At 64.6% G+C, this 22,600-nt stretch carries 25 protein-coding genes and 1 other RNA gene; 13 read left to right on the forward strand and 13 right to left on the reverse strand.

What is annotated here, in order from left to right:
* The first annotated feature begins 87 nt into the window (after positions 1–87).
* Positions 88–297 carry a DUF1127 domain-containing protein gene (locus OE747_RS07430; protein WP_263827971.1) on the forward strand — a complete coding sequence of 70 codons (210 nt, stop codon included), beginning with the start codon at positions 88–90 and terminating at the stop codon, positions 295–297.
* A gap of 217 nt (positions 298–514) precedes the next feature.
* Positions 515–1,291: a Bax inhibitor-1/YccA family protein gene (locus OE747_RS07435; protein WP_263827972.1), complete on the forward strand. Its 777-nt coding sequence runs from the start codon at positions 515–517 to the stop codon at positions 1,289–1,291.
* A 69-nt stretch (positions 1,292–1,360) separates the two neighbouring features.
* Here OE747_RS07435 and OE747_RS07440 read toward each other — a convergent pair whose 3' ends face one another.
* Entirely contained in the window at positions 1,361–1,870 is a 510-nt protein-coding gene (locus OE747_RS07440) for a hypothetical protein (protein WP_263827973.1), read from the reverse strand.
* Positions 1,871–2,038: 168 nt separating this feature from the next.
* On the reverse strand, positions 2,039–2,206 hold the full coding sequence (gene rpmG / locus OE747_RS07445) for a 50S ribosomal protein L33 (protein ID WP_111731977.1): 168 nt from the start codon (positions 2,204–2,206) through the stop codon (positions 2,039–2,041).
* Between the two features lie 291 nt (positions 2,207–2,497).
* Here rpmG and OE747_RS07450 point away from each other — a divergent pair, with 291 nt between their 5' ends.
* From OE747_RS07450 to OE747_RS07460, 3 genes are all read left to right on the forward strand, one after another.
* Positions 2,498–3,133: a DUF1326 domain-containing protein gene (locus OE747_RS07450; RefSeq protein ID WP_263827974.1), complete on the forward strand. Its 636-nt coding sequence runs from the start codon at positions 2,498–2,500 to the stop codon at positions 3,131–3,133.
* A gap of 13 nt (positions 3,134–3,146) precedes the next feature.
* Positions 3,147–3,989 carry a DUF2182 domain-containing protein gene (locus OE747_RS07455; RefSeq protein ID WP_263827975.1) on the forward strand — a complete coding sequence of 281 codons (843 nt, stop codon included), beginning with the start codon at positions 3,147–3,149 and terminating at the stop codon, positions 3,987–3,989.
* Between the two features lie 70 nt (positions 3,990–4,059).
* Positions 4,060–4,389 carry a GYD domain-containing protein gene (locus OE747_RS07460; protein ID WP_263827976.1) on the forward strand — a complete coding sequence of 110 codons (330 nt, stop codon included), beginning with the start codon at positions 4,060–4,062 and terminating at the stop codon, positions 4,387–4,389.
* A gap of 9 nt (positions 4,390–4,398) precedes the next feature.
* Here the strand turns inward: OE747_RS07460 and rnpB are convergent.
* The 8 genes from rnpB to OE747_RS07500 all read right to left on the reverse strand — a co-directional run bounded on the left by rnpB (position 4,399) and on the right by OE747_RS07500 (position 11,583).
* An RNA gene (gene rnpB / locus OE747_RS07465) (RNase P RNA component class A) lies at positions 4,399–4,792 on the reverse strand.
* Between the two features lie 188 nt (positions 4,793–4,980).
* On the reverse strand, positions 4,981–5,640 hold the full coding sequence (locus OE747_RS07470; RefSeq protein ID WP_263827977.1) for an N-acetylmuramoyl-L-alanine amidase: 660 nt from the start codon (positions 5,638–5,640) through the stop codon (positions 4,981–4,983).
* A gap of 6 nt (positions 5,641–5,646) precedes the next feature.
* Positions 5,647–6,438 (reverse strand): hypothetical protein, encoded by a 792-nt coding sequence (locus OE747_RS07475; RefSeq protein ID WP_263827978.1) that lies wholly within the window; start codon positions 6,436–6,438, stop codon positions 5,647–5,649.
* Between the two features lie 35 nt (positions 6,439–6,473).
* The gene (gene gatA / locus OE747_RS07480; protein ID WP_263827979.1) at positions 6,474–7,961 is read right to left on the reverse strand and encodes an Asp-tRNA(Asn)/Glu-tRNA(Gln) amidotransferase subunit GatA; all 1,488 of its coding nucleotides are present in this window, start codon (positions 7,959–7,961) and stop codon (positions 6,474–6,476) included.
* Positions 7,962–7,964: 3 nt separating this feature from the next.
* On the reverse strand, positions 7,965–8,252 hold the full coding sequence (gene gatC / locus OE747_RS07485; protein ID WP_263827980.1) for an Asp-tRNA(Asn)/Glu-tRNA(Gln) amidotransferase subunit GatC: 288 nt from the start codon (positions 8,250–8,252) through the stop codon (positions 7,965–7,967).
* 76 nt (positions 8,253–8,328) lie between these two features.
* Positions 8,329–9,483 (reverse strand): MFS transporter, encoded by a 1,155-nt coding sequence (locus tag OE747_RS07490; protein WP_263827981.1) that lies wholly within the window; start codon positions 9,481–9,483, stop codon positions 8,329–8,331.
* A gap of 115 nt (positions 9,484–9,598) precedes the next feature.
* Positions 9,599–10,081, reverse strand: a complete 483-nt coding sequence (locus OE747_RS07495; RefSeq protein ID WP_263827982.1) for a YHS domain-containing (seleno)protein — start codon at positions 10,079–10,081, stop codon at positions 9,599–9,601.
* A 215-nt stretch (positions 10,082–10,296) separates the two neighbouring features.
* On the reverse strand, positions 10,297–11,583 hold the full coding sequence (locus tag OE747_RS07500) for an FAD-dependent oxidoreductase (protein WP_263827983.1): 1,287 nt from the start codon (positions 11,581–11,583) through the stop codon (positions 10,297–10,299).
* Positions 11,584–11,756: 173 nt separating this feature from the next.
* Between OE747_RS07500 and OE747_RS07505 the strand changes: the two genes are divergently transcribed.
* The 6 genes from OE747_RS07505 to OE747_RS07530 all read left to right on the forward strand — a co-directional run bounded on the left by OE747_RS07505 (position 11,757) and on the right by OE747_RS07530 (position 17,492).
* A complete protein-coding gene (locus OE747_RS07505) occupies positions 11,757–12,449 on the forward strand; it encodes a metal-dependent hydrolase (protein WP_263827984.1) in 693 nt (230 codons plus the stop codon).
* A gap of 3 nt (positions 12,450–12,452) precedes the next feature.
* Positions 12,453–13,424: an adenylate/guanylate cyclase domain-containing protein gene (locus tag OE747_RS07510; RefSeq protein ID WP_263827985.1), complete on the forward strand. Its 972-nt coding sequence runs from the start codon at positions 12,453–12,455 to the stop codon at positions 13,422–13,424.
* Positions 13,421–14,392 carry an adenylate/guanylate cyclase domain-containing protein gene (locus OE747_RS07515; protein WP_263827986.1) on the forward strand — a complete coding sequence of 324 codons (972 nt, stop codon included), beginning with the start codon at positions 13,421–13,423 and terminating at the stop codon, positions 14,390–14,392. The genes OE747_RS07510 and OE747_RS07515 overlap by 4 nt, the downstream gene beginning before the upstream one ends.
* A gap of 210 nt (positions 14,393–14,602) precedes the next feature.
* Positions 14,603–15,571: an adenylate/guanylate cyclase domain-containing protein gene (locus OE747_RS07520; protein WP_263827987.1), complete on the forward strand. Its 969-nt coding sequence runs from the start codon at positions 14,603–14,605 to the stop codon at positions 15,569–15,571.
* Positions 15,568–16,542, forward strand: a complete 975-nt coding sequence (locus tag OE747_RS07525; RefSeq protein ID WP_263827988.1) for an adenylate/guanylate cyclase domain-containing protein — start codon at positions 15,568–15,570, stop codon at positions 16,540–16,542. Before OE747_RS07520 ends, OE747_RS07525 begins: the two co-directional genes overlap by 4 nt.
* Positions 16,539–17,492 (forward strand): nuclear transport factor 2 family protein, encoded by a 954-nt coding sequence (locus tag OE747_RS07530; RefSeq protein ID WP_263827989.1) that lies wholly within the window; start codon positions 16,539–16,541, stop codon positions 17,490–17,492. The genes OE747_RS07525 and OE747_RS07530 overlap by 4 nt, the downstream gene beginning before the upstream one ends.
* A 93-nt stretch (positions 17,493–17,585) precedes the next feature.
* On the opposite strand, the gene OE747_RS07535 is transcribed toward OE747_RS07530, so the two are convergent.
* The 3 genes from OE747_RS07535 to OE747_RS07545 all read right to left on the reverse strand — a co-directional run bounded on the left by OE747_RS07535 (position 17,586) and on the right by OE747_RS07545 (position 20,352).
* A complete protein-coding gene (locus OE747_RS07535; RefSeq protein WP_263827990.1) occupies positions 17,586–19,343 on the reverse strand; it encodes an AAA family ATPase in 1,758 nt (585 codons plus the stop codon).
* Between the two features lie 69 nt (positions 19,344–19,412).
* Positions 19,413–19,886, reverse strand: coding sequence for a tRNA (N6-threonylcarbamoyladenosine(37)-N6)-methyltransferase TrmO (tsaA, locus tag OE747_RS07540; protein ID WP_263827991.1), 474 nt, complete (start codon positions 19,884–19,886; stop codon positions 19,413–19,415).
* A 1-nt stretch (position 19,887) separates the two neighbouring features.
* Positions 19,888–20,352, reverse strand: coding sequence for a nucleoside deaminase (locus OE747_RS07545; protein ID WP_263827992.1), 465 nt, complete (start codon positions 20,350–20,352; stop codon positions 19,888–19,890).
* 61 nt (positions 20,353–20,413) lie between these two features.
* On the opposite strand from OE747_RS07545, the gene OE747_RS07550 reads away from it, so the two are divergent.
* Together OE747_RS07550 and OE747_RS07555 are read left to right on the forward strand one after the other, a co-directional pair.
* Complete coding sequence (locus tag OE747_RS07550; protein WP_263828250.1) at positions 20,414–21,505, forward strand: pseudouridine synthase; 1,092 nt, start codon at positions 20,414–20,416, stop codon at positions 21,503–21,505.
* A 176-nt stretch (positions 21,506–21,681) separates the two neighbouring features.
* Positions 21,682–22,599: a 5-bromo-4-chloroindolyl phosphate hydrolysis family protein gene (locus OE747_RS07555; RefSeq protein WP_263827993.1), complete on the forward strand. Its 918-nt coding sequence runs from the start codon at positions 21,682–21,684 to the stop codon at positions 22,597–22,599.
* The last annotated feature ends 1 nt before the right edge of the window (position 22,600 follow it).

Raw genomic sequence — 22,600 nt, forward strand, 5'->3', positions numbered from 1 at the left:
ATTTCCATGTTGCTTATAACCCACCATATACATCAAGGCAATTGATGAAACACAAAGCAATCATCACAAAATCGAAAGGAACAGCACATGACCGCATTTACCACTGCACAGCGCTGCCGCCCTGCCCCCGTCTCCCGCCCGGGTGTTGTGACCCGGCTGGCGGCTCTCTGGCGGCAGCGCCGCGCCCTGACCCGGCTGGACGACCGGGCGCTGGACGACATCGGAGTGAGCCGCGCAGAGGCCGAAGCCGAAGCGCGCCGCCCGGTCTGGGATGCCCCCGATTTCTGGCGCCGCTGACCCCTGCCCGACCGGCGATTTTCCCCTGACTCGGCCCGTCCCCGTGACGGGCCGCCTTTTTGTGCATCCAGAATGTAAATTTAACCGGGAAAACAGCCCGGAAACTCGCGGAATTCCGTCCGAACGTCTTGAATTGAGGGGCAAGCTCTCCGATATTTGATCTGACCGCCGTCGGGGGCAACCTGGCGGCCGGAAAACGTTTTTGAGGGAGACCAACATGGCTCAATTCGACACGATCCGGTCCGCAGCCGGTTCGCGCGCCGTCCAGATCGACGAGGGCTTGCGCGCCCATATGAACAAAGTCTACGGCACGATGTCCGTGGGTATGCTGATCACCTTTGCCGCCGCCTGGGCGATCTCGGGCCTGGCCGTGACGACCGATCCCAGCGCCGCCGCCGCACAACTGAGCGCCGACAAGTTCCTGACCCAGTTCGGCTATTCGATCTATGCCTCGCCGCTGAAATGGGTGATCATGTTCGCCCCGCTGGCCTTTGTCTTTGGCTTCAGCGCCGCAATCAACCGTCTGTCGGCCGCCGCCGCGCAGCTGGTATTCTATGCCTTCGCCTTTGTGATGGGCCTGTCGATCAGCTCGATCTTTCTGGTCTTTACCGGTGAATCGATCATCCAGGTGTTCCTGATCACCGCCATCGCCTTTGCCGGTCTGTCGCTCTTTGGCTACACGACCAAGAAGGACCTGAGCGCGATGGGCACCTTCCTGGTGATGGGTCTGATCGGCCTGATCGTCGCCTCGGTGGTCAATATCTTCCTGGCGTCCTCGGCGATGGCCTTTGCGATCTCCGCGATCGGCGTGCTGATCTTTGCCGGTCTGACCGCCTATGACACCCAGAACATCAAGAACACCTATCTGCAAATGGCCCATTCGGGCGATCAGGAATGGCTGGGCAAGGCCGCCATCATGGGTGCGCTGAGCCTCTATCTGGACTTCATCAACCTGTTCATGTTCCTGCTGCAATTCCTGGGCAACCGCGAATAAGCCAGAGGCACACTGAAAGAACGAAGGGCGGGGTCATCCCCGCCCTTTTCCGTTTCCGTACCGACTTGATCAGTTGCAGTTGAGCGGCACGGCCAACCCTCGCGGGCGTTTGGATGTCCCGGCCTGATGGACCTGACCACCGGCAAGGCAACCGGTCAGGCGCGGCACCGATTGGGCAAACCCCGCCCCGGTCCCCTCGGGCAGGCGGTCGATACCATCCTCGCCCGTGCGCAGGACCGCAAACAGGATCCCGTTCACCTCGACCGTGCTGAGGAACGTGTCGACGTCACCGGCGCCGACCTCGACCGCGGTGGCCGGGTCGCGGCCGCCATTGGCGATGGCAACCCCGGCCAGACTGCCGATATCGCCCTTGTCGCTTTGCAGGCGCGGCGTCGGTTTGCCCGCCAGTTCGGCCGGCAGGCTCAGCCGACGGGCGACATAGTCGGCACCGCCCTTCTCGGCGGTAATGGTCTTTGGCTCGCCGTCAATGCCGGTAAAACCGACCCCCTCGCGATGGAACCAGCTGGCGCAGGCGGAGAGGGACAGCAGGGCAGCGACGGGGAGCAGAAGTTTTTTCATGATGGGCTTGGACTTGCTGGGACTTGTGGCAGACACCACAGCCTAGCCCCGCAAAGGCCGTCATGGCAAGCAAGTCCTTGCCTCCAGGCCGCAAGACACATCCGGGGAAAAACGGCAAAAGGCCGCGCCTTGCGGTGCGGCCCTTTGAACGGTTCTGCAAGCGCAAGATTACTTGATCTTGCCTTCCTTGTACTCGACATGCTTGCGGACGACCGGATCGTACTTACGCGCGGTCATCTTTTCGGTCATGGTGCGAGCGTTCTTCTTGGTCACATAGAAGTGGCCCGTGCCCGCGGTCGAGTTCAGACGGATCTTGATGGTCGTCGGCTTCGCCATGGTTATCTCCTGCGTCCGAAAAGGCAGGAGCCCTTCGGTTGAATTCTGTCTTGAGGCTGCGCTTTTACCCGGCTGACGGGCCGAGTCAACCGGATTCCTTGCAGTATTCCGGAATTTCCGGACAAAGCCAAAATAAGGTGCCGGACCTGCGATTTTGAAGACTCACGGTTTCGTGATATGGTCGTGATCCAAGACCGAGGAATGCCAAGCCGGATGATATCGGTGCGAGGCGACAGGTTGGCAAGACTCCCCGATCGGGCACATTTTAGGCCAGACTTTTTGGGGGATATCATGACCGAATGGAAGATCGAGGGCGAGGAACTCGCCAATTGCAACTGCAACTTTGGTTGCCCGTGCCAGTTCAGCGTTCTGCCGACCACCGGCAATTGCGAGGCGGTCGTCGTTTTCGACATTCAGAAAGGCCACTACGGAGACACCAGGCTCGATGGCCTGCGGGCCGCCGGCGTCTATCACTGGCCAGGCCCGATTCACGAGGGCAACGGCCAGATGCAGATCATCATCGACGAACGGGCTGACGCAGACCAGCGCGCCGCTCTGGAAGCGATCATCAAAGGTGAGGACACCGATGAGATGGCCACCATGTGGTATGTTTTCAGCGCCATGGCGCCGAAGAAATACGAGACATTGTTTGTACCCATAGAACTTGATTGGAGCCGTGAAGACCGAACCGGCCATGCCAAGGTCAAGGGCGTCTTCGACGTCGAAGTCGGACCGATCCCGAACATCGTCTCGGGCCAGCCGCATCGTGTCGCAATCAACCTGCCCCACGGGTTCGAGTTTCGCCACGCCGAGGCGGCATCAGGAAGCGCCAAGACGGTCGGCGGTGCGATCAGCCTGACCTTTGACGCGACCCATGCCCATCTTGCCCGGTTGAACCTCTCGGGCCACGGCATCGTGGATGCCTAGTCAGGCACCGGCAATGGCAGACCAGAACCCAAGCTCGCCCGCGCGCTCGGTCGAACGATTGCTGCGGCATGACGCCTTGATCGTTCTCGGCGGCGTCGCCTTTGTCGTCATCATAGCGGCCTGGTACACGATTGCAGGTATCGGCATGCAGATGAGTGCGGTCGAGATGACCCGGATGGCCCGTCCGATCGGCGAGCCGATGCGGATGGGTCCCGGCATCGAATGGACGCCGGGCCGCGCGGTGCTGGTGTTCCTGATGTGGTGGGTCATGATGATCGCCATGATGACACCGAGCGCCACGCCGGCGCTGCTGCTTTATGCGCGCATCAAGGGTATGGGTCCCGATCGCGCCATAGCGGGCCGTCTGGCCGGAGTGTTCCTTGCGGGCTACCTTCTGATCTGGGCCGGGTTCAGCGTGGCAGCCACGCTTGCGCAATGGGGGCTGGGCCAGCTGGACCTGACCAGCGATCCAATGATGACCCTGTCGGCGGGCTGGTTGTCCGGCGCATTGCTGCTCGCGGCGGGATTTTACCAGTTTTCAAATCTCAAACGGACCTGCTTGAAACATTGCTCCAGCCCGGCGGAGTTCCTGGTGGCACATAACCGGCCAGGCCCCAAGGGTGCTCTCACTCTTGGCGCTCACCACGGCATCTACTGCATCGGTTGCTGCTGGGCCCTGATGGCCCTGCTCTTTGTCGGCGGCGTCATGAATCTCTACTGGATTATCGGCATCGCTCTTTATGTGGCCGCCGAAAAACTCCTGCCCGACAAACGCTGGCTCGCCCCGGCCCTCGGCGCGGTCCTGATCATCGCCGGCGGTCTCGTTCTGACCGGACTGTCGATACCGACGGGTTGAACGGAATACGGACCCCCGGACCCGGTCCAAGACAAAGGGTCCGCAACCTGACAGGTCAAAGGAGAAAACCATGGCCTTGTTCATCACCTACGCATCTTATTCTCAATCCGGCATCCAGGGGCTGATGAAAAAGCCCGAAGACCGCAGCGGCCCCATACAGGCCCTGCTGGACAAAGTCGGCGGCCGGGTCGTGGCGCTTTACATGACGACTGGGACCAATGACATCGTGATGGTCAGCGAGGCGCCGGATGGGGCCGATACCGTGGCCGTCGGCATGGCTGTGGCGGCCTCGGGTTCGGTGTCCAAGGTCGAGACGGTACGGGCCTGGACCGGGGCGGAATTTGTCGCCATCGCCAAGAAGGCCGGGACCCTGACCGGCGCCTACACGCCGCCAGGATAAACAGACAACGCGCGCGGAGGGCCTGTAAGCCGGATTCTGTTCCGGGGTTTCCCCCTTCGATGACCATTCCTCTGGGGCGCCTGTTGCCAGGCGCCTCTAGCTGCCAACCCGACCCCTCTCGGCTGAAGCGACCTAGCGGAGGTATCGGCCGAAACCGACGCGTCCCGCGCGGGGGTCCTATTTGGCATTGCTCCCGGTGGGGCTTGCCGTGCCGCCCCTGTTGCCAGGGGCGCGGTGGGCTCTTACTCCACCGTTTCACCCTTGCCGCGACCTGCGCGGCGGACTGTTCTCTGTGGCGCTTTCCGTCGGGTTTCCCCGCCCGGGCGTTACCCGGCACCGCTACTTCATGGAGTCCGGACTTTCCTCGCGGGGGTCGCCCCCACGCGGCCATCCGGCCCTCCGCGCAGGGTTGCAGTTAGGCGCTGGTGCGACAGAGGTCAAGAGGGCGAGACAAGCAGGGGCGCTGCCCCTCTTGGCCTGCGGCCAATTCACCCCGGAGTATTTTTAGCGAAATGAAGAGACATGGTCTTTCACACTTCATTCCGCCACAAATACTCAAGAAAGCCAGATCGAGCCCGGCAAGCTGCGGGCTCAGGGCGCGACCTGTCCGAAGGGCGCGAAATCCTCGGGCGTGAGCGGCCCGCGCGCCCATGGCCTGTGACGCAGGCGCACGGCGGCCAAAAGGGTGTCATCATCGACCGGCGCGCTGAACCCGGCGGCACGGGCGCGAACGCGGAACGCTTCCGGCGACGGGTTCCCGGTCCCGGGATCACAAAAGGTTGGCGCAGCCAGGCCCGCCCGGGCGAGTCGCGCCCAGTCGAATCGCGGACCGGGATCGCATTTGCGACCGGGCGCCATGTCGGAATGGCCGATCACGCCCTCGGGCGGGATCGCCCAGCGGCGCAGGATATCTGTCAGCAGGATTTCCAGCCTGGCCATCAGCGGCGCCGAAAACGGATGATCGCCGCGATTGTCAAGCTCGATGCCGATGGAGCGGGAGTTGATGTCGTCCAACCCCCGCCACTCCCCCGCCCCGGCATGCCAGGCGCGGTCGGCCTCGTCCACCATATGCCAGAGCCTGCCATCGGCGCCGATCAGGTAATGGGCCGAGACCTCGGCCGCCGGATCGCAGAGCCGGTCCAGCGCCGCCTCGGCGCCGTCCATGGCGGTGTAGTGGAGCACCACCAGCGACGGGGAAAGCCCGTCGCGGCGGGGGCCGAAATTTGGCGAGGGATGCCAGACCGAGGTCACGCGGCCCTAGTTCTGCACCGCGCGCCGGAATGGCGCCGGATCCCAGGAACAGGCATAGCCGTCGCCGTCCGGGTCCAGCCCCTTGCGGTCGCGTTGCGGACCGCCATTGGCCAGAAACTCGGCCTGGGCCTGATCGGGCGAGGCGAACTCGGCGCAGTTGCGCTGCGCCTTGGCGGCCAGGTTGAAGCCCGCGCGGCTGTACATCTGCGTGCCCTTGGGATGGCTGGTCGACAGCGCGTATTGCACCACGTTGGGCGTGCCGTCGCTGGTACGTTCGGGCAGCGCGGTGGGCGCGATCACCTGATAGTTGGCGCGGTTCTGCGCGATCCGTTCGGCATCGCTCTGGATCGTCTGTCGGCTGGCCACCGCCTGGAAATCCTGCTCGTCCGAGATCGACGGGCTGCTGATCAGGTCCGGCGCCGGGTTCGAGGGGCTGGCCTGAACCGGCGCGACACCGGAATTGGCATTGGCCGCCGCCAGCGCCGCCGCCGTTTCGCGGGCAATGTCATCGGCGGTATCGGTCGGCTGCGGCGTATAGGCGGTGGCGGTTGTGGCGACCGGGTCCTCGATCGGGTTTGGCTGGATCAGCCCATCGGGCTGGGCGGGCGCCAAACCCTCGGTCGAGACGGCCGAGGGCGGAATCAGCGGATCGCCGTTGATCGTCTGCCCCTCCAGCACCGCCTCGCGCTGGGCCTGGTATTCGGGCGTGTTGAAGCCGACCCCGGCCGCCGAATCCGGGATCGCGGGATCACAGGCCGCAAGCACCCCGATCACGGGAACCAGATAGAATGCGCGCATGTTTGCCGTCCTGCTCTTTTGCTTTGCCGACAGGTTTACCACCATTTGCCGGGCTTGGCCACAAAGCCCGCCGCCTGCTCCAGCGCGTAGGCGGTGTTCAGCAGATCGCCTTCCTCCCACGGGCGGCCGATCAGTTGCAGGCCCAAGGGCAGCCCCTGCTTGTCAAGCCCGGCAGGCACCGACACACCGGGCAGACCGGCCAGGTTCACCGTCACGGTAAACACGTCGTTGAGATACATCTGCACCGGATCGGCCTCCGCCATCTCGCCCAGACCAAAAGCGGCCGAGGGGGTGGCGGGTGTCAGGATCGCATCGACCCCAGCAGCGAACACATCCTCGAAGTCCTTCTTGATCAGGGTACGCACCTTGCGGGCGCGGTTGTAATAGGCGTCATAAAACCCCGCCGACAGCACATAGGTACCGACCATGACCCGGCGCTGCACCTCGTGCCCGAACCCTTCGGCGCGGGTTTTCTCGTACATCTCGGTGATGCCGTCACCCTGCGCCAGCTTGGCGCGGTGGCCATAGCGCACCCCGTCATAGCGGGCCAGGTTCGACGACGCCTCGGCCGGCGCGATCACGTAATAGGTGGGCAGCGCGTATTTGGTATGCGGCAGCGAGATGTCGCGGATCTCGGCCCCGGCGGCGCGCAGCATCTCGGTGCCCTGCTGCCACAGCGCCTCGATCTCTTCGGGCATGCCGTCCATGCGGTATTCGCGCGGGATGCCGATCACCTTGCCGCGGATATCGCCGGTCAGCATCGCCTCGAAATCGGGCACCGCCAGATCGGCGCTGGTCGAGTCCTTGGGGTCATGGCCACACATCGCCTCGAGCATGATGGCGGCGTCGCGCACGTCCTTGGTCATCGGCCCGGCCTGATCCAGCGAGCTGGCAAAGGCGACGATACCCCAGCGCGAGCAGCGGCCATAGGTCGGCTTGATGCCGGTGATACCGACAAAGGCGGCAGGCTGGCGGATCGAGCCGCCGGTATCGGTGCCGGTCGCCGCCAGGCACAGATCGGCGGCCACGGCGGCGGCGGAGCCGCCCGAGGAGCCGCCCGGCGTCAGCGCCGCGTCGTCATTGCCGCGCCGCCAGGGGTTCACCGCATTGCCATAACACGAGGTCTCGTTGGACGAACCCATAGCGAATTCGTCCATGTTGAGCTTGCCCAGCATGACGGCACCGGCGTCGGCCAGTTGCTGGCTGACGGTGGATTCGTATTCCGGCTTGAACCCTTCAAGGATATGGCTGGCCGCCTGAGACGGCACGCCCTTGGTGCAGAACAGGTCCTTGATGCCGATCGGCAGGCCGCACATCTTGGGCGCGTCACCCGAATGCAGCCTTGCGTCGGCGGCTTTTGCACGCTCCAGCGCGATCTCGGGGGTCTTGTGGACGAATGCGTTCAGCGCCCCTGCGCCTTCGATGGCGGCAAGGCAGGCTTCGGTCAGCGCGACCGAGGTGGTCTCGCCCTTGCGCAGCGCATCGCGCGCCTGGGCCAGCGTCAGCGTGTTCAACTCGCTCATGTCTTACTCCACCACCTTGGGAACCGCGAAAAACCCCTCGCGCGCGTCGGGCGCGTTGGAAAGGACCTTAGCCTGCTGGTTGCCGTCGGTCACCCCGTCGGCGCGGCGCTTCAGCCGCATCGGCGTAACCGAGACCATCGGCTCGACGCCCTCGACATCCACCTCGTTCAGCTGCTCGATGAACCCGAGTATGGTGTTGAATTCGGCGGCGAGCGCCGGCAGCGCGTCCTCTTCCACCTTGATCCGGGCCAGCTTGGCCACTTTGGCGGCGGTGCTTTGGTCAATCGACATCGGTTTCCCTCATCTGCGTCAGGCCCGCATTTACCGCCCCATGGGCGCGGTCGCAAGGGCAACGGAAAGGCGATGGTCAGCCGCGCCGCCTGCGCAGATAGGCCAGCGCCGCCATTGCCGCGAAAATCAGCGCCAGAACCCCGGCAAAACCGCCATTGCCGGTCAGTTGCATCGCAACACCGGTGATCGGCCCGCCGATCATGCCGCCCACACCAAAGGCGATGGCAAAGGCGGCATTGCCCGCCACCAGGTCGCTGCCGCTGAACCGGTCGCCCAGTTCCGACATCGCCATCGTGTACAGGCCACCCGCCGTGGCGCCAAAGACAAAGAGAACGCCCAGGAACAGCGGCAACCGGTCGGGCAGGCCGGGCAACAGCAACGCGCCCAGCGCGGTCAACAGAGCACAGAGCACCATCACCTGCCGGCGCGAGGTCCGGTCCGACAGCCATCCGATGGGGATCTGCAACACCGTATTGCCCAGGAACGCCACCGACAGGGCCGAGGTTGCCACCGCCACCGTCAGCCCCGCCGACAGGCCAAAGACCGGAAACAGCGACAGCATCGCCCCCTCCCAGAAGGCATAGACACAGATCGCCGCCAACAGGGTCGGCGCCCGGCGCAGGAACCCCAGCGGCGACACCGGCGCCTCGTCCGAGACATCCGGCGCATGGGCGCGCACCGCCATCACCACGGCGATGGCCAGCACACAACACGCCGCGCCGACGGCAAACGGGGTGAAGCTCTGGAACCCGACCAGCGCCAGCGTGAAGGGCCCGGCACCAAAGCCCACCGACAGCGCGGTGGCATAGATGCCCACCACCCGGCCCCGGGTCTCGGGGCGGGCGAGCTGATTGATCCAGGTCTCCGACACGATGAAGATGCCCACATCGGCCATGCCCAGCATCAGGCGCAGTACCAGAAACGCGCCAAAGGAGCGGGTCAGCCCCAGCGCCACGATCAGCAGCGCCGACATCAGCAGCGAACCGATGGCCACCTGCCAGCTTCCGAATCGCTCGATCAGGCGCGGGTAAAAGGGCGAGGCGATCATGATCCCCAGCGGCGTCATCGCCGCGTTGACCCCGATGGCGGCCTCGCTGATACCCTGCTCCTCCAGCACCAGCGACGAGAGCGGAAAGCTGAGGCCAACGGTCAGCGCAAAGATGGTGGTGCAGGCAATCGCCCCCGCGATCCCGGCGCGCCGCGCCCTGTCGGTCATGTCGGCCGCCGTCATCGCTCTCTCCCTGCGCATCCGGGCAGATGACCGGCCCGGGCGGCAAAGGTCAAGCGCCCGCAAACGAAACGGCCCGCGCGAGGGTTCGCGCGGGCCACCCAGTCAGACGACGGGATCAGAGATCCTTGGCCGCCTTGTGTTCGATCTTGGTCCAGTTGGCCGCCGCTTTCGAGATGGTGCCGGCCTTGTCCTGTTCGAACATCTTGTAGATTTCCTCGTTCAGGAAGACATAGAGCTTGCCGTCGACCACGGCGGCGTAGTTCGGGTCGCCGTCGAACTTCTTGCCGACCGAGACGCCAAAGGTGCAGAAACCGCCGTTCTGCACGGAGTAGTGATCGGGGTTGGCCTGGAACGCCTTGAGGTTCTTTTCCGAGGCAAAATAATAGGCCACGCCGTCATGCACGGCGGTATGCGCGGCGCTGCCTTCGCGGTTCTTGCCCTTGTCGAGCAGTGCGACCGGGTCCGAGCCATGCAGGCCCAGCGGCGCGCCAGCGGCGGTCAGGCCGGGCACCACGTTGATTTCGTCGGCGGCCATGGCCGGGCCAAAGGCGAGCAGGGCCGACAGGGCGGCGGCGGTAAAGGTGATCATGCGAGACATCGTTTGGTTTCCTTTCGGTTGACTGATAACGCCCGGCCAGTTGATTGGCGGGTGTGTCAGGAAACTGCATCACGAGGCCGCTGCCGTGAATGTTCAGACGTTCAAGCAATACGACAGATCGTTCAAACGATTGAACGAATGATACAAATAATAGAACTTATTAGTATGGAAAATTCAAAGTTTGTGACAATAGAGGCGAATTGGTGAATCCGGCATCAGAGCGCCAGGCGCGAAACCCCCTGCTCTGACAACAGCCTCACCAGTTCGGCACTATCCACCTGCTGCACCGGCACGGCGTCACGAATCGCCAGATGCGCCGCCGATCCGGTGGCCTGCCCCATCGCCATGCATTGCGGCATCCCCCGAACCGAGGCAAAGGCCACCAGGTCAGCCGACAGGATGCGACCCGCGAACATCAGGTTCGCAACCGCTTTCGGCAGCAGCGACCGGAACGGGATGGTGTAATAGCCGCCGCGCTCGACCATGGCGTCATGGGTCATCTGGTCCGAGGTGCGCATCACATCGTCGATCGGGTTGTCACAGGCGACGATCCCGTCGGCAAACTTGGTGCCCGCGGCCAGATCGGCGCCGGTGACCTTGTACACCCCTTCCAGCTTGCGCGTTTCGCGCACACCCACGGTGGGACCCAGCTGCGCCATATGCGCAGCCTCGAATCCGGGCACATCCGTGCGCAGGAACTGCGCCAGTTGCAGACAGCGCCGCCGCCCCTCTTGCGTGGCACGGGTGACATCGGCAGGGTCGGTGCCATCCACCCCGCGAATGGCGACCGAGTTGCAGAAGACCGTGCCGGGGTGAAACCCCTTCATCAGGTAGAGCTGCGCCAGATGCGGATGCAGCCGCCCCTCGGCGATGCCCCGGGCGGCATGCCGGCGGAAATAGGGATCGTTCTCGGCAAACACCCGATCCCAGTCCGCGCCCTCCATGAAAAAGGACAGCGTCACCGCCATCATGTTGCCCTGCCCGTCACCCAGCGTGAAGGGCACGCCCGCCTTGGCCGAGATATCGCCATCGCCGGAACAGTCGATCACGATCCGCGCCGCAATCCGCTGCGGTCCGCGCCGGTCGAACACGTCGACGGCCGCGATACGGTCACCCTCCATGACCGGAGCATGCGCCACCGCGCCCAGGAAAACCCGCACGCCCGCCTCTTCCAGCATCTCGAACATCATCGTGGTGGCGGCGTCGTGGTCATACTGGATCTCGGGGCCGAAATTCTCCAGCGTACATGGGCGCTTCTCGGCCATCGGCGGGTCCATCGCCATCAACCGGCCCTCCAGCTCCTGCATCAGACCGCCGATGCTTTCACCCTGCGGATAAGCCGCGCCCCAGGGCATGCCGGGGCAGAATGCCATGACCCCACCCACCTTGGTCCCGGCCTCGAGCAGCACCACATCGAGCCCCAACCGCCCTGCCGCCACCGCCGCGCCAAAACCGGCGGTGCCGCCGCCGATCACCAGTACATCCGCCGATATTTCCTGCATCCCTGCCTCTCCGCCTGCTGTTTCCCTTTTGTCCGCCACAGAAACATGGCACGTCTGTCCCGTTCGCGACCGGTTCGGCCCGACCCTATCGCGATTTCCCGCAACCTCTCCGTAGATTTTCACCCGGCGGGTGCTAGGGTGATCTGAAACGCAGTTCACGGAGAGAAAGACACATGAAGATCATCTGGCTGGGACATGGCAGTTTCCGGATCGAAAGCGGCGAGGCCATGCTGCTGATCGACCCCTGGCTCAGCGGCAACCCCGCCCTGCCCGAGGATCAGCACGACGCCGCCGTCGCGGGCGCCACCCATATCCTGCTGACCCATACCCATTTCGACCATGTGATCGACGTGCTGCCGCTGGCCAAAAGGCTCAGGATCCCGGTCGTGGGCCAGTACGACCTGATGGGCTTTTGGGGCGAAACCGAGGGGATCGAAACCATCGGGTTCAACAAGGGCGGCACGGTCACCCTGAACGGTGTTCGGGTGTCGATGGTGCCCGCCTCGCACAGCTCGACCTTCTCCACCCCCGAGGGGCTGCGCACCGGCGGATCGGAAGTGGGCTATATGATCAGCGCCGAGAAGCACACCATCTATCATTCGGGCGACACCGCGATGATGGCCGACATGGACTGGATGGGCGAATATTACAAACCCGATATCGGCATCCTCAGCGCGGGCGGCCATTTCACCATGGACATGAAGAGCGCCGCCTGGGCGTCCAAGCGCTTCTTCAACTTCAAGACGGTGATCCCGGGCCATTACAAGACCTTCCCGATCCTCGAACAATCGGCCAAGGCGCTGATCGACGGCCTGCCCGATGTCGACGTGATCGAGCCGGAGGTGATGCAACCCATCGACATCTGAGGCATGGCCGTCATCACCCCCTCGCCCGAGCTTGGCGCCATCGTGCGACGATGGCTCCGCGCTTATGCGTCAGGGGACAAGGAGACGGTGACCAACCTTTTCTCGGCCGATCCGGCGCTGGGATATATCGGCTCCTCCCATGGCGAGATCTGGCGCGGCGACACGCTGCGCCGGGGCATGGCGAGCTATATGGAGGACATCCCCAGCTTTGCCTGGGACCGGGACGAGTTTCGCGGCTTTGAATGCGGCGAACTGGGTTGGGTCGAATGGTTCGGCGAGCGGGTGTCGCTGGATACCGGCAAGGAGATCACCTTTCGCTCCACCTTCGTTCTGCATCTGGAACAGGGCGTCTGGCGGATCGTGCATGTGCACAACTCGAACCCGGTTTCGAACATGGAGGCGCTGGGATACGAATCGCGCGGGTTCGAGGATCTGCTCGAAGCAGCACTTGCCACCCCGGCCCAGTTTCAGCGCACCGGCATGGCCACGATCATGTTCACCGATATCGCCGACAGTTCGGTGCTGGCCGAGACCCTGGGCGACGCCCGTTGGTCAGTTGCCGTGCGGGCGCATCTGAAACAAGTCGAAGGCATTGTCACCGAGCATGGCGGCACGCTGATCAAGACCTTGGGCGACGGCACCATGTCGGCCTTTCCCTCGGCCTCGGCGGCACTGTCCGCGGCGGTAACGTTGCAGAACATCATAACGAACACCACCGAGGAGCCGCATCTGCGCATCCGGATCGGCCTGCATACCGGCGATCTGGTCGAACAGGACGGCGACCTGTTCGGCACCGTCGTGAACAAGGCCGCGCGCGTTGCCGCGCTGGCGGCGCCGGGCGATATCTGCCTGTCGGACGCCACCCGCATCATGGTCGGCGCCGCGCGGCACTTCCGGTTCTCCCCACCGGTCGAAGTCAGTCTCAAGGGGCTGGAAGGGCGGCATGTGACCTATCGTCTGGAGTGGCAGGAATGAGCGCACCGCTCCAACCCAGCCCCGAGATCGCCGCCATCGCGCGCCGCTGGCACGAAGCCTATGCCAACGGCGACAGCGCCACGATGGTCAATCTGCTGACGGATGACGCGCTGTTGTGCTACGTCGGCACCGCCCCTGACGAGATCGGCAAAGGCACCGAGTTCCGGCAGGCCTTTGGCCGGTTTGTCGATGCCCACCCGCGCATGCGCCTGCGCTTCATTTCGATCGACGGTTTCGCCTGTGGTCCGGTGGGTTGGTCGATCACGCTGCACGAGGCCAAGGCCCCCGACAGCACCGCCGCCGTGGTGCGGACAACCCTGATCTTTCACCTGCAACAGGGCCAATGGCGCATCGCGCATGTCCACAACTCGATCCCGCGAACCAATACCGAAGGTCTGGGGCGAGAGCTTGCGCGCTTTGATGAGCTTCTGGATGCAGCCCTGTCCGGAACCGAGGCACCAGCCCGCACCGGGCTCGCCACCATAATGTTCACCGACATCGCCGACAGCACCGCCATCGCCGCCGCCATCGGCGACGCCCTATGGTCGGCTGCGGTCAAGACCCATATCGGCACTGTAAAGTCACTGATCGAAGGCTTGGGCGGGACATTGATCAAGTCGCTGGGCGACGGCACGATGTCCAGCTTTCCATCGGCCCGTGCCGCGCTCTCCGCCGCCGCAGCCGCCCAGCAGGCAGTGGCCCAGGCCGAAGCCGAGCCGAGGTTGCGGATCCGCATTGGCCTGCATACCGGCGACCTGATCGCCGGCGACACGGACGTTTTCGGCACCGTGGTCAACAAGGCCGCCCGCATTGCCGCCCTTGCCGGGCCGGGTGAAATCCGCGTCTCCGATGCCACCCGTCTGATGGTCGGCGACAGCGGCGGTTTTGTCTTTGCCAATCCCGCCGCCGTGGCCCTGCGCGGGCTCGCGGGCGAGCACCTGACCCATCTGCTGGAGTGGCGAGACTAACCGAACTGCTCTTCGAACCTGTCTTTCTCACCCTGAGGACTGCGGCGCGCGCTGCAAGGCTTCGATGCCGAAATCTACCCGAATGTTTCCGGCCCCTTGCATGTCTCCTGTCGGCCCGAAACCTGCACGCATGCAAGAGATTGCGGGAAAGCCGCCCGAGGCTTTAGAAAGAGAACAGTCGTCCCCATTTCCGCCGGCCGGAGGCTCTGTATGCCCGACCGCTATCAGAATTCGCCAGAACTCGCCGCCATCACAAGGCGGTTTCTCCAGTGCACGGCGCGGCGCGACGGATCTTCCAGCGGACTATTCTCACACAGCAGCGCGCTTCTCTACCTCGGGTCCGCCGAGGGCGAGTTGTTCACCGGCGACGTGCTGCGCAGGTTCTTTTCCGAAACCCGCGAAGAGCTTGCCGTCTTCCGTTACGAGGATATCGACGTTCACGCATTCGAGCGGGACGTCATGGGCTGGTCGGTCTGGAGTGCAACAATGGTCACGCCGGAAACGGGCGCAAGAATCCAGTTCCGGGGCACCATCGTTTTCGGCCTCGAAGAGGCCCAGTGGAAAATCGTTCATATCCACAACTCGAACCCGGTCCCAAACGCCACCTCGCTGGGCTACGATCCGGGCAACTTTGACGAGATCGCCAAGGCCGCCGCGCGCGACCGGCCAAACCTCGGACAGGCCGGGCTGGCCACCATCATGTTCACCGACATCGCCGACAGCACGCTGATAACCGAAACCATCGGCGATACCGCGTGGAGCGATCTGGTTCAGAACCATGTACGCGAGATCAAGACCATCGTGACCGGGCACGGCGGCGAGCTTGTCAAGACACTTGGGGACGGTACCATGTCGGCCTTTTACGGTGCCGGTCCCGCGCTGATGGCAGCTCAGGCGATCCAGGAGCGGATGGCCGAGCGCGAAACGGAACCTCCCCTCCACGTACGTATCGGCGTGCACAGCGGACAGGTCACCGAGGCCAGCGGCGATTTCTTCGGCTTGGTGGTGAACAAGGCCGCGCGGATCGCAGGCCTCGCGCAACCCTGCGACATCCGGCTGTCGGACGCCACCCGCGCACTGGTCGGGAGCCGCGATTTCCGCTTTGCCGACCCGGTCACCACGTCGCTCAAGGGACTCGCGGGCGAACATGTCATCCATCGGCTGGAGTGGCGGAAATGAGTGGCGTTGTCGCCTCTCCCGAACTGCTTGCCTTTGCGCGGCGCTGGATGGACGCGATTCCCAACAGGCGACCGAACGATCTGCGCAACCTGCTGACCGAAAGGGAACACCTGCGTTTCGTCGGAACCGGCGAGAACGAGATCTGGTCGGGTGCAGCGGTACGCGAGGGGATCGGCGCATTCTTTGGTGTCATCCCTGAGATGATCAGGCATCAAGAGGTCTTTGCCGAAGCTTACGAACACAACGGCACCGGCTGGGCCTGCATGTGCCACGAGCTGATCTTTGCCAACCAGCCCGACCGGGTGTTCCGGATCCGCTCGACCCTGATCTTCACGCTCGAGGACGGTGCCTGGAAGATCGTGCATCGCCATGGATCGGTCCCGATCCCGAACATGGAGTTCACCGGCGCCGCACAGACGGCCATCGCCGATCTGGTCGCCGCCGCGAAACAGGGATTCTCGCTGGATCAGCGCGAGGGCTTCGCCTCGGTCATGTTCACCGATATCGTCAATTCCTCGCGCCTCGCCTCGACCATGGGCGACCGGCTGTGGTCGTCCGAGGTGGCCCGCCATTTCAGCACGCTGCGCGAGATCATCGAGGCGCGGGGCGGGCAGTTCGTCAAATCGCTGGGCGACGGCACCATGTCGAGCTTTCCCTCACCCGAACAGGGATTGCGCGCCGCGCAGGCCATATTGCGCGCGACCGAGGCCTCGGACGGCCCCGCCATCGCGCTGCGGATCGGCATCCATACCGGCGAGGTGATCCAGACCAGCGAGGATTTCTTTGGCACCGTGGTCAACAAGGCCGCCCGCATAGCCGCCGCTGCGGCACCGGGCGAGATCGTGATTTCCGGCGATACCCGCGATTTGACCGGCGCTGTGGAGGGCCTCGTCATTCACCCGCCGACAGATATCCCGCTCAAAGGCTTCGACGGCCTGCACCGGGTCCACCGGCTGGAATGGCGGTCATGATCCAGCGCTCGCCCGAGATCGAAGCCATCGTCCGCCGCTGGACCACCCTGATCCGCAGCCACAAGGTGGCCGACCTGCCACATTACCTGTCGCAATCCGACGCGCTGGTCTATATCGGCAGCGCCGATGGTGAGCTCTGGCGTGGCCAACTGGTGCGCGACGGCATCGCCGATCATCTGGCCGAAGTCCCCGATTTCATCGAGGAGGACATCGAGATCGAAGCCTATGAGCATGGCGAGACCGGCTGGGCCACCTACCAGAGCCATTACACCTTTACCGGCACCGGCAGCCGGGGCACCCACAGGGTGACCTTTGTCTTTGTGCTGGAACGCGGCGGCTGGAAGATGGTGCAGCACCATATCTCGCAGGCCGATTCGAACCGCGACAAGCTGGGGATCGAGCACACCGCCTTTCAGCGCCTGATCGCGGCGGCGCAGGCCGGATCGCACCGGTTCGGCACCGGCGGACTGGCCACCATCATGTTCACCGATATCGTCGACAGTTCCGCCCAAGCCGAGGCCATGGGCGATACCGAATGGGTGCGCCTGCTCGATGCCCATTTCCGCCGCGTTGAAACCATCGTGACGGATCACGGCGGCACGCTGGTCAAGTCGCTGGGCGATGGCACCATGTCCTCGTTCACCTCCGCCACCGGCGCGGCCCGCGCGGCCTCGGCCATTCGAGCCGGGACACAAGACTCGCGCCTTGCCCTGCGCATCGGCCTGCATACCGGCGAAGTGGTGGAAAACCGGGGCGATTTCTTTGGCACCGTGGTGAACAAGGCCGCCCGCATCGCCTCGGCCGCCGGTCCCGGCGAGATCCTGGTCTCGGACGCCCTGCGCCAGATGGTCAGCAGTGACGCAGGTTGCCGTTTCTCGGCCCCGGTTTCCTTGCGTCTCAAAGGGTTCGAGGGCGAACACGCGGTTTACCGTCTGGAGGGGGACGCATGACCCCCGAGGCTGCCCGCCTCGCCAGCCCGGTGCAACCGGGATAATGCCGGGCCTCTTGACATCAACCGCCTGAGACCGGGTGATCAGCGCCCGTCACCCCTTGCCGCGCACGGCCAGCCCGTTCGCCTTGCGGATATGCCGGGCAAGCTCCGTCACCCGGTCCCGCAGGTCAAGGATATCGAGCTTGGCCGGACCTTCGCAAACCAGCCGCGCGGCACCAACCTTGTCGGCGGCCTGATGAACCTTGCCGTCCTTGCGATAGAAGAAAAACGCGTGGTCAAAGGCACCACCCTCGGCGGGATGGTCATAGATCCGGGGATGCAGGGTTTGCAGCGCCGCCTGCAAGGCCGTGTGATCGATATAATTTTCGATCTCGCGCCCCTTGGTGATCCAGACCATGCCCCATTCGTCGGTCAGTTCCCGCTTGATCCGCTCGGGAGTCCCTTTCAATCGCGCCCGCGGCCCCGCCCGGTCGCTGTCCATCACGATGGCCATGTTGCGGTTCATCCGGCGCAGGTCGATCAGGTCCTGTATCCCGTCCTCCTCCGCCCCTGCCGACAGATGCGACACCAGCCCGCCGCCATAGAACAGGATCGAATAATGGATCCCCTCGCGCAGCTCCGGATCCGCCGCCGCGATCCAGTGGTTGAGGTAGATGCGGTCCGACGGCCCCTCGACCCAGATCACCATATTGGCTTGCAACAGGTCCGAGGCGTGCAGGCCCAGATCGTCGAGCAGGTGCCACTTGTCCTGCCGAACCAGCGCCGGGCGCACCCGGGTCTGTCGCCCGTCATTCTCGACATGAAAGATCGCCGCGCCGGGCGTGTCGATAAAGGCCGCCGAATGGGTGGCGATGAAATACTGGTTGTCGGTGTGGTCGCGCAGGTATTCCACCAGCTTGCGCTGCAAGAGCGGATGCAGATGGATTTCCGGCTCTTCCATGCAGATGATCTGGTTCTGGTGGATGGTGCAGAACGAGGCGATCAACACCACCTCATGAATGCCGGTGCCCAGACTGTCGAGCGGCAGCACCTTGCCGTCGATATGCACCAGCAGGTGCGAGCGGTCATGTGGCACCTCGATCCTTGCATCGGGCTTGCCGGTTACGTCCTGAAGAAAGGCGTTGATCTGGGCAAAGAGCTTGCGGTTGTCATCCAGCCCGAAACTGGGGTTCTGAAGACGCGCCAGTTCATAGATCAGCCCCTTGCCGGTCTGATCATCGAAACTTTCATCGGTATTGCCGAGGATGCGCTTGGCGGGGATGAGTTTGGTGGGTGGGAAGGAAAGGTGCGTGCTATTCAGGAGCACTCGAACGACTTGCTGCATCCAGTGAATACGAGGATAGTTGATTGTCTCGTCTTGCACGGTCCCCCAGAGTTTGCGCCATTCATCCTCAATCAAGAGTGACAACAAGTCATCCTCTCCTGGTTCGTGTACGAACTGACTTGTTGCTCCGGCACGTTCCTGAGTGACCCAGAGTAACTCCTCGGCAGCGAGGCGGTCGGCGATCATTTCGATCTTCTCTTGATACTTTCGGACTTCGACCTCTGCCGGTGGAAACCGCTCCCAGACCGCCTCCAGAAACCGCTCCTTAGGCACCCCAACCGCCGCCACGAACTCGCCCTCCTCTCCCGATCCGCGATGGATCTCGGGCGAGTTCGGCTCCAGCCGCTGCGACTTGCCTTCGCAGAACGGCAGGCGGTCGTGGATGAAGTTCAGCACGATGGACTTGCCCGCGTTATTGGCGCCGACAAAGAAGTTGATCTCGGAAAACGGGCCGATGTGCTGCATCTCTGCCCCGATGCCGCGATAGAAGCGGATCGCCACCGCATCCAGAAACACCTGTACCATTTGCGCCCCCTGCCCTGTCCGGACCGGCAGTGAACCGGATAAACCGCAGGTTGAAAAGAGGGAAAGGCCTCAGATCCCGGGTTTGGGTGGCGCCTTGGGCGTGAACTCACAGCGGTTGGGCTTGATGTCGATCAGTGGCGTGCCGTCCAGGCAGTCGAGGCCGCGCACCACCAGCGTCGTGCCCTCCACCCGCTCCAGCCGCACCCGCGACAGGCCGATCGGGTTGGGCCGCTGCGGCGAGCGCAGGGCAAAAGTGCCAAAGAGCTTGCCGTCGCTCTTGGGGTTCTGGATGACCAGATCACGGCGGCTCTTGTCCAGCCAATAGAGCACGTCGAGCCAGGTATACTCCTCCACCCCGCGCAGCGCAGGCGCCCAGCGCGCATCCAGCTCGATCCGGCATTCCGGCCCGTCCTCGCGGCCCTGCCGGGGACAGTCCTTGCGGTCGGTCCAGGGGGTGCGGATGCGGCCGATGAAATAGACGCCCGCGTCGGTGCCTTCGGGCAGGTCCACCACTTCTTCGCCTTCGCGAAACCTGAATTCCATCTCAACCCTCTTCCTTGTCCCGCCGTTCCGCAAAGAACCCGCGCAGCAGCTCCGCCGCCGCCTCGCCGCCGATACCGTCATAAACCTCGGGCGCGTGATGGGCCTGCGGGTGCGAAAACACCCGCGCCCCATGCGCCACCCCGCCCGATTTCGGATCGGCCGCGCCATAATACACCCGCCGGATGCGCGCCGCAGCCAGCGCCGCCGCGCACATGGCGCAAGGCTCCAGCGTCACATAGAGGTCATGCCCCACCAGCCGCTCGGACCCGGCGGCGGCACAGGCCGTGCGCAGGGCCACGATCTCGGCATGCGCCGTCGGATCGCAGGTCTCGCGCGTGCGGTTGCCGGCGGCGGCCACCACGCGCCCGTCGGGGGCCACGATCACCGCGCCCACCGGCACCTCGCCGCGCGCGCCCGCCGCGCGCGCCTCCGCCAGCGCCTGATCCATATGCGATCTGAAAACCATGCCCGACCCTGCCCCGATCATCCATCTTCCGCAAGCGCGGCAAATGGTCTATTGCGCGGGCATGAGCAACACCCCTCCCCCCGGCGAGCGCATCGCCAAGATCCTGTCGCGCGCGGGCGTCGCCTCGCGCCGCGAGGCCGAACGCATGATCGAGGCCGGCCGCGTCGCGGTCAACGGCAAGGTGATCGATAGCCCGGCGCTGAACGTGACCGAACGCGACCGCGTGACGGTCGATGGCGCGCCGCTGGCCGCCGCCGAACCGGCGCGGCTGTGGCTCTATCACAAGCCCAGCGGCCTGGTGACAACAGCGCGCGACGAAAAGGGGCGCAAGACCATTTTCGACGACCTGCCCGAAGAGATGCCGAGGGTGATGAGCGTGGGCCGCCTCGACCTCAATTCCGAGGGGCTGTTGCTGCTGACCAATGACGGCGCCATCAAGCGGCAGCTCGAACTGCCCTCGACCGGCTGGCTGCGCAAGTACCGGGTGCGGATCAAGGGCACGCCCAAGGATGAGGATTTTGCGCCGCTGCGCCAGGGCCTGGTGATCGAAGGCGAGCGGTTCCAGCCGATGATCGTGACACTCGACCGCCAGCAGGGCGCCAATGCCTGGCTGACCGTCGGCCTGCGCGAGGGCAAGAACCGCGAGATCCGCCGCGCGATGGAGGATATCGGGCTGGTGGTGAACCGGCTGATCCGGGTGTCCTATGGCCCGTTCCAGCTGGGCAATCTCGAACCCGGCAAGGTCGAGGAGGTGCGCCGCCGCGTGCTGCGCGACCAGCTAGGACTGGATGCCGAGGACAAGCCGACCGACGAACGCCCGGCCCGCCCCGAACGCAAGCGCAGGCCCGCGCCGGGCGCAGCCAAGGCCGCCGCCGCGCGGAACGAGGCCCGCAAACCGGGGTCCAAACCGGTTGGCAAGCCCGGGTCCAAAGCAGTTGGCAACCCGGGGACCAAACCGGTCGGTAAACCGGGGACCAAACCGGTCGGCAAACCGGACAGTAAAGCGTTCGGAAAACCGGGCACCAAACCGGCCCCGTCCCGGCCCGCGACCGCTGGCAAACCCACCGCCCCCAAGGGGCCGCGTCCGGCCAAAGGCGCAAAACCGGGCACCCGGCCCGGCACCCGCCCCACCGGCGGCAAACCGCGGTCCTGAGCCGATTGCCCCAACCTTCCCCCTAGCAAGGCCGCGCCGCATCGCCTAGATTCCCGAGGAGGTATTCTTCAGGGGAACGGCATTGTCGCAAAACAGCATACAGAAACTGGCCTATACCGCGCTTCTGGTGCTGCTCTTCGGTGTGGCCACCGGCTGGTTGGGGGGGCTCTGACCCGATGGCCCAGCGCTATGGCGGCAAATACAGCCCCGAGACGGACCGCGCCCAGGCAGACGGCGCCAAGGCAGCGCCACCCAAACGCGGCCAGTTCGAAGGGGCCCGCGTGGACCCCGCAGGCGCGCGGGCAAACGCGATGTTCGTGCCCGCCATTCCGCTGGTCTTCACCTCGCTGAACGATGGCGCCATCGGTCTGACGCTTGGCCTGATCGCCGCCGGTTTCTGGACCGGCGCCGCCCTGCTCTTGCGCGAGGGGCTGAGGGCCGAGGCCGCCTATCACGCCCGCCGCGTGGCACGCCGCCCCGCCTTCCCGCGCAAACTGGCGGCAACGCTGCTGACCGCGCTGGGAACCGGGGGCGCCGTCTACAAATCCGGCTTGATCGACGGCGACGCCTCGGTTCTGGCCGCCGGTCTCTTTGGCCTGGCCGCAGGCGCGCTGCATCTGGTGGCCTTTGGCCCCGACCCGATGCGCGACAAGGGGATGGAGGGGATCGACACCTTCCAGCAGGACCGAGTCGCCCGCGTGGTAGGCGAGGCGGAAACCCTGCTTGCCGATATGTCCGACGCCATCCGCCGCGCTGGTAACCGCCAGATCGAGGCCCGCGTCGAACGTTTCCAGACCACCGCGCGCGAACTGTTCCGCACCGTCGAAGAGGACCCGCGCGACCTGACCGGCGCCCGCAAGTATCTGACCGTCTACCTTCAGGGGGCGCGCGACGCGACCGTCAAGTTTGCCGACATCTACCCTCGCACCCGCGACCAGAAAAGCATGCTCGATTATCTCGCGCTGCTCGACGATCTGGAGCAGAATTTCGCCGCCCGCACCCGCAAGATGCTGCTGGACGACCGCAGCGACCTGACCATCGAAATCGACGTCCTGCGCGAAAGATTGCAGCGCGAAGGCGTCCGGCTGGACTGAC

Origin of the sequence: Ruegeria aquimaris (genome assembly GCF_025751555.1) — a bacterium.
Classification (GTDB): Bacteria; Pseudomonadota; Alphaproteobacteria; order Rhodobacterales; family Rhodobacteraceae; genus Ruegeria_B; species Ruegeria_B aquimaris.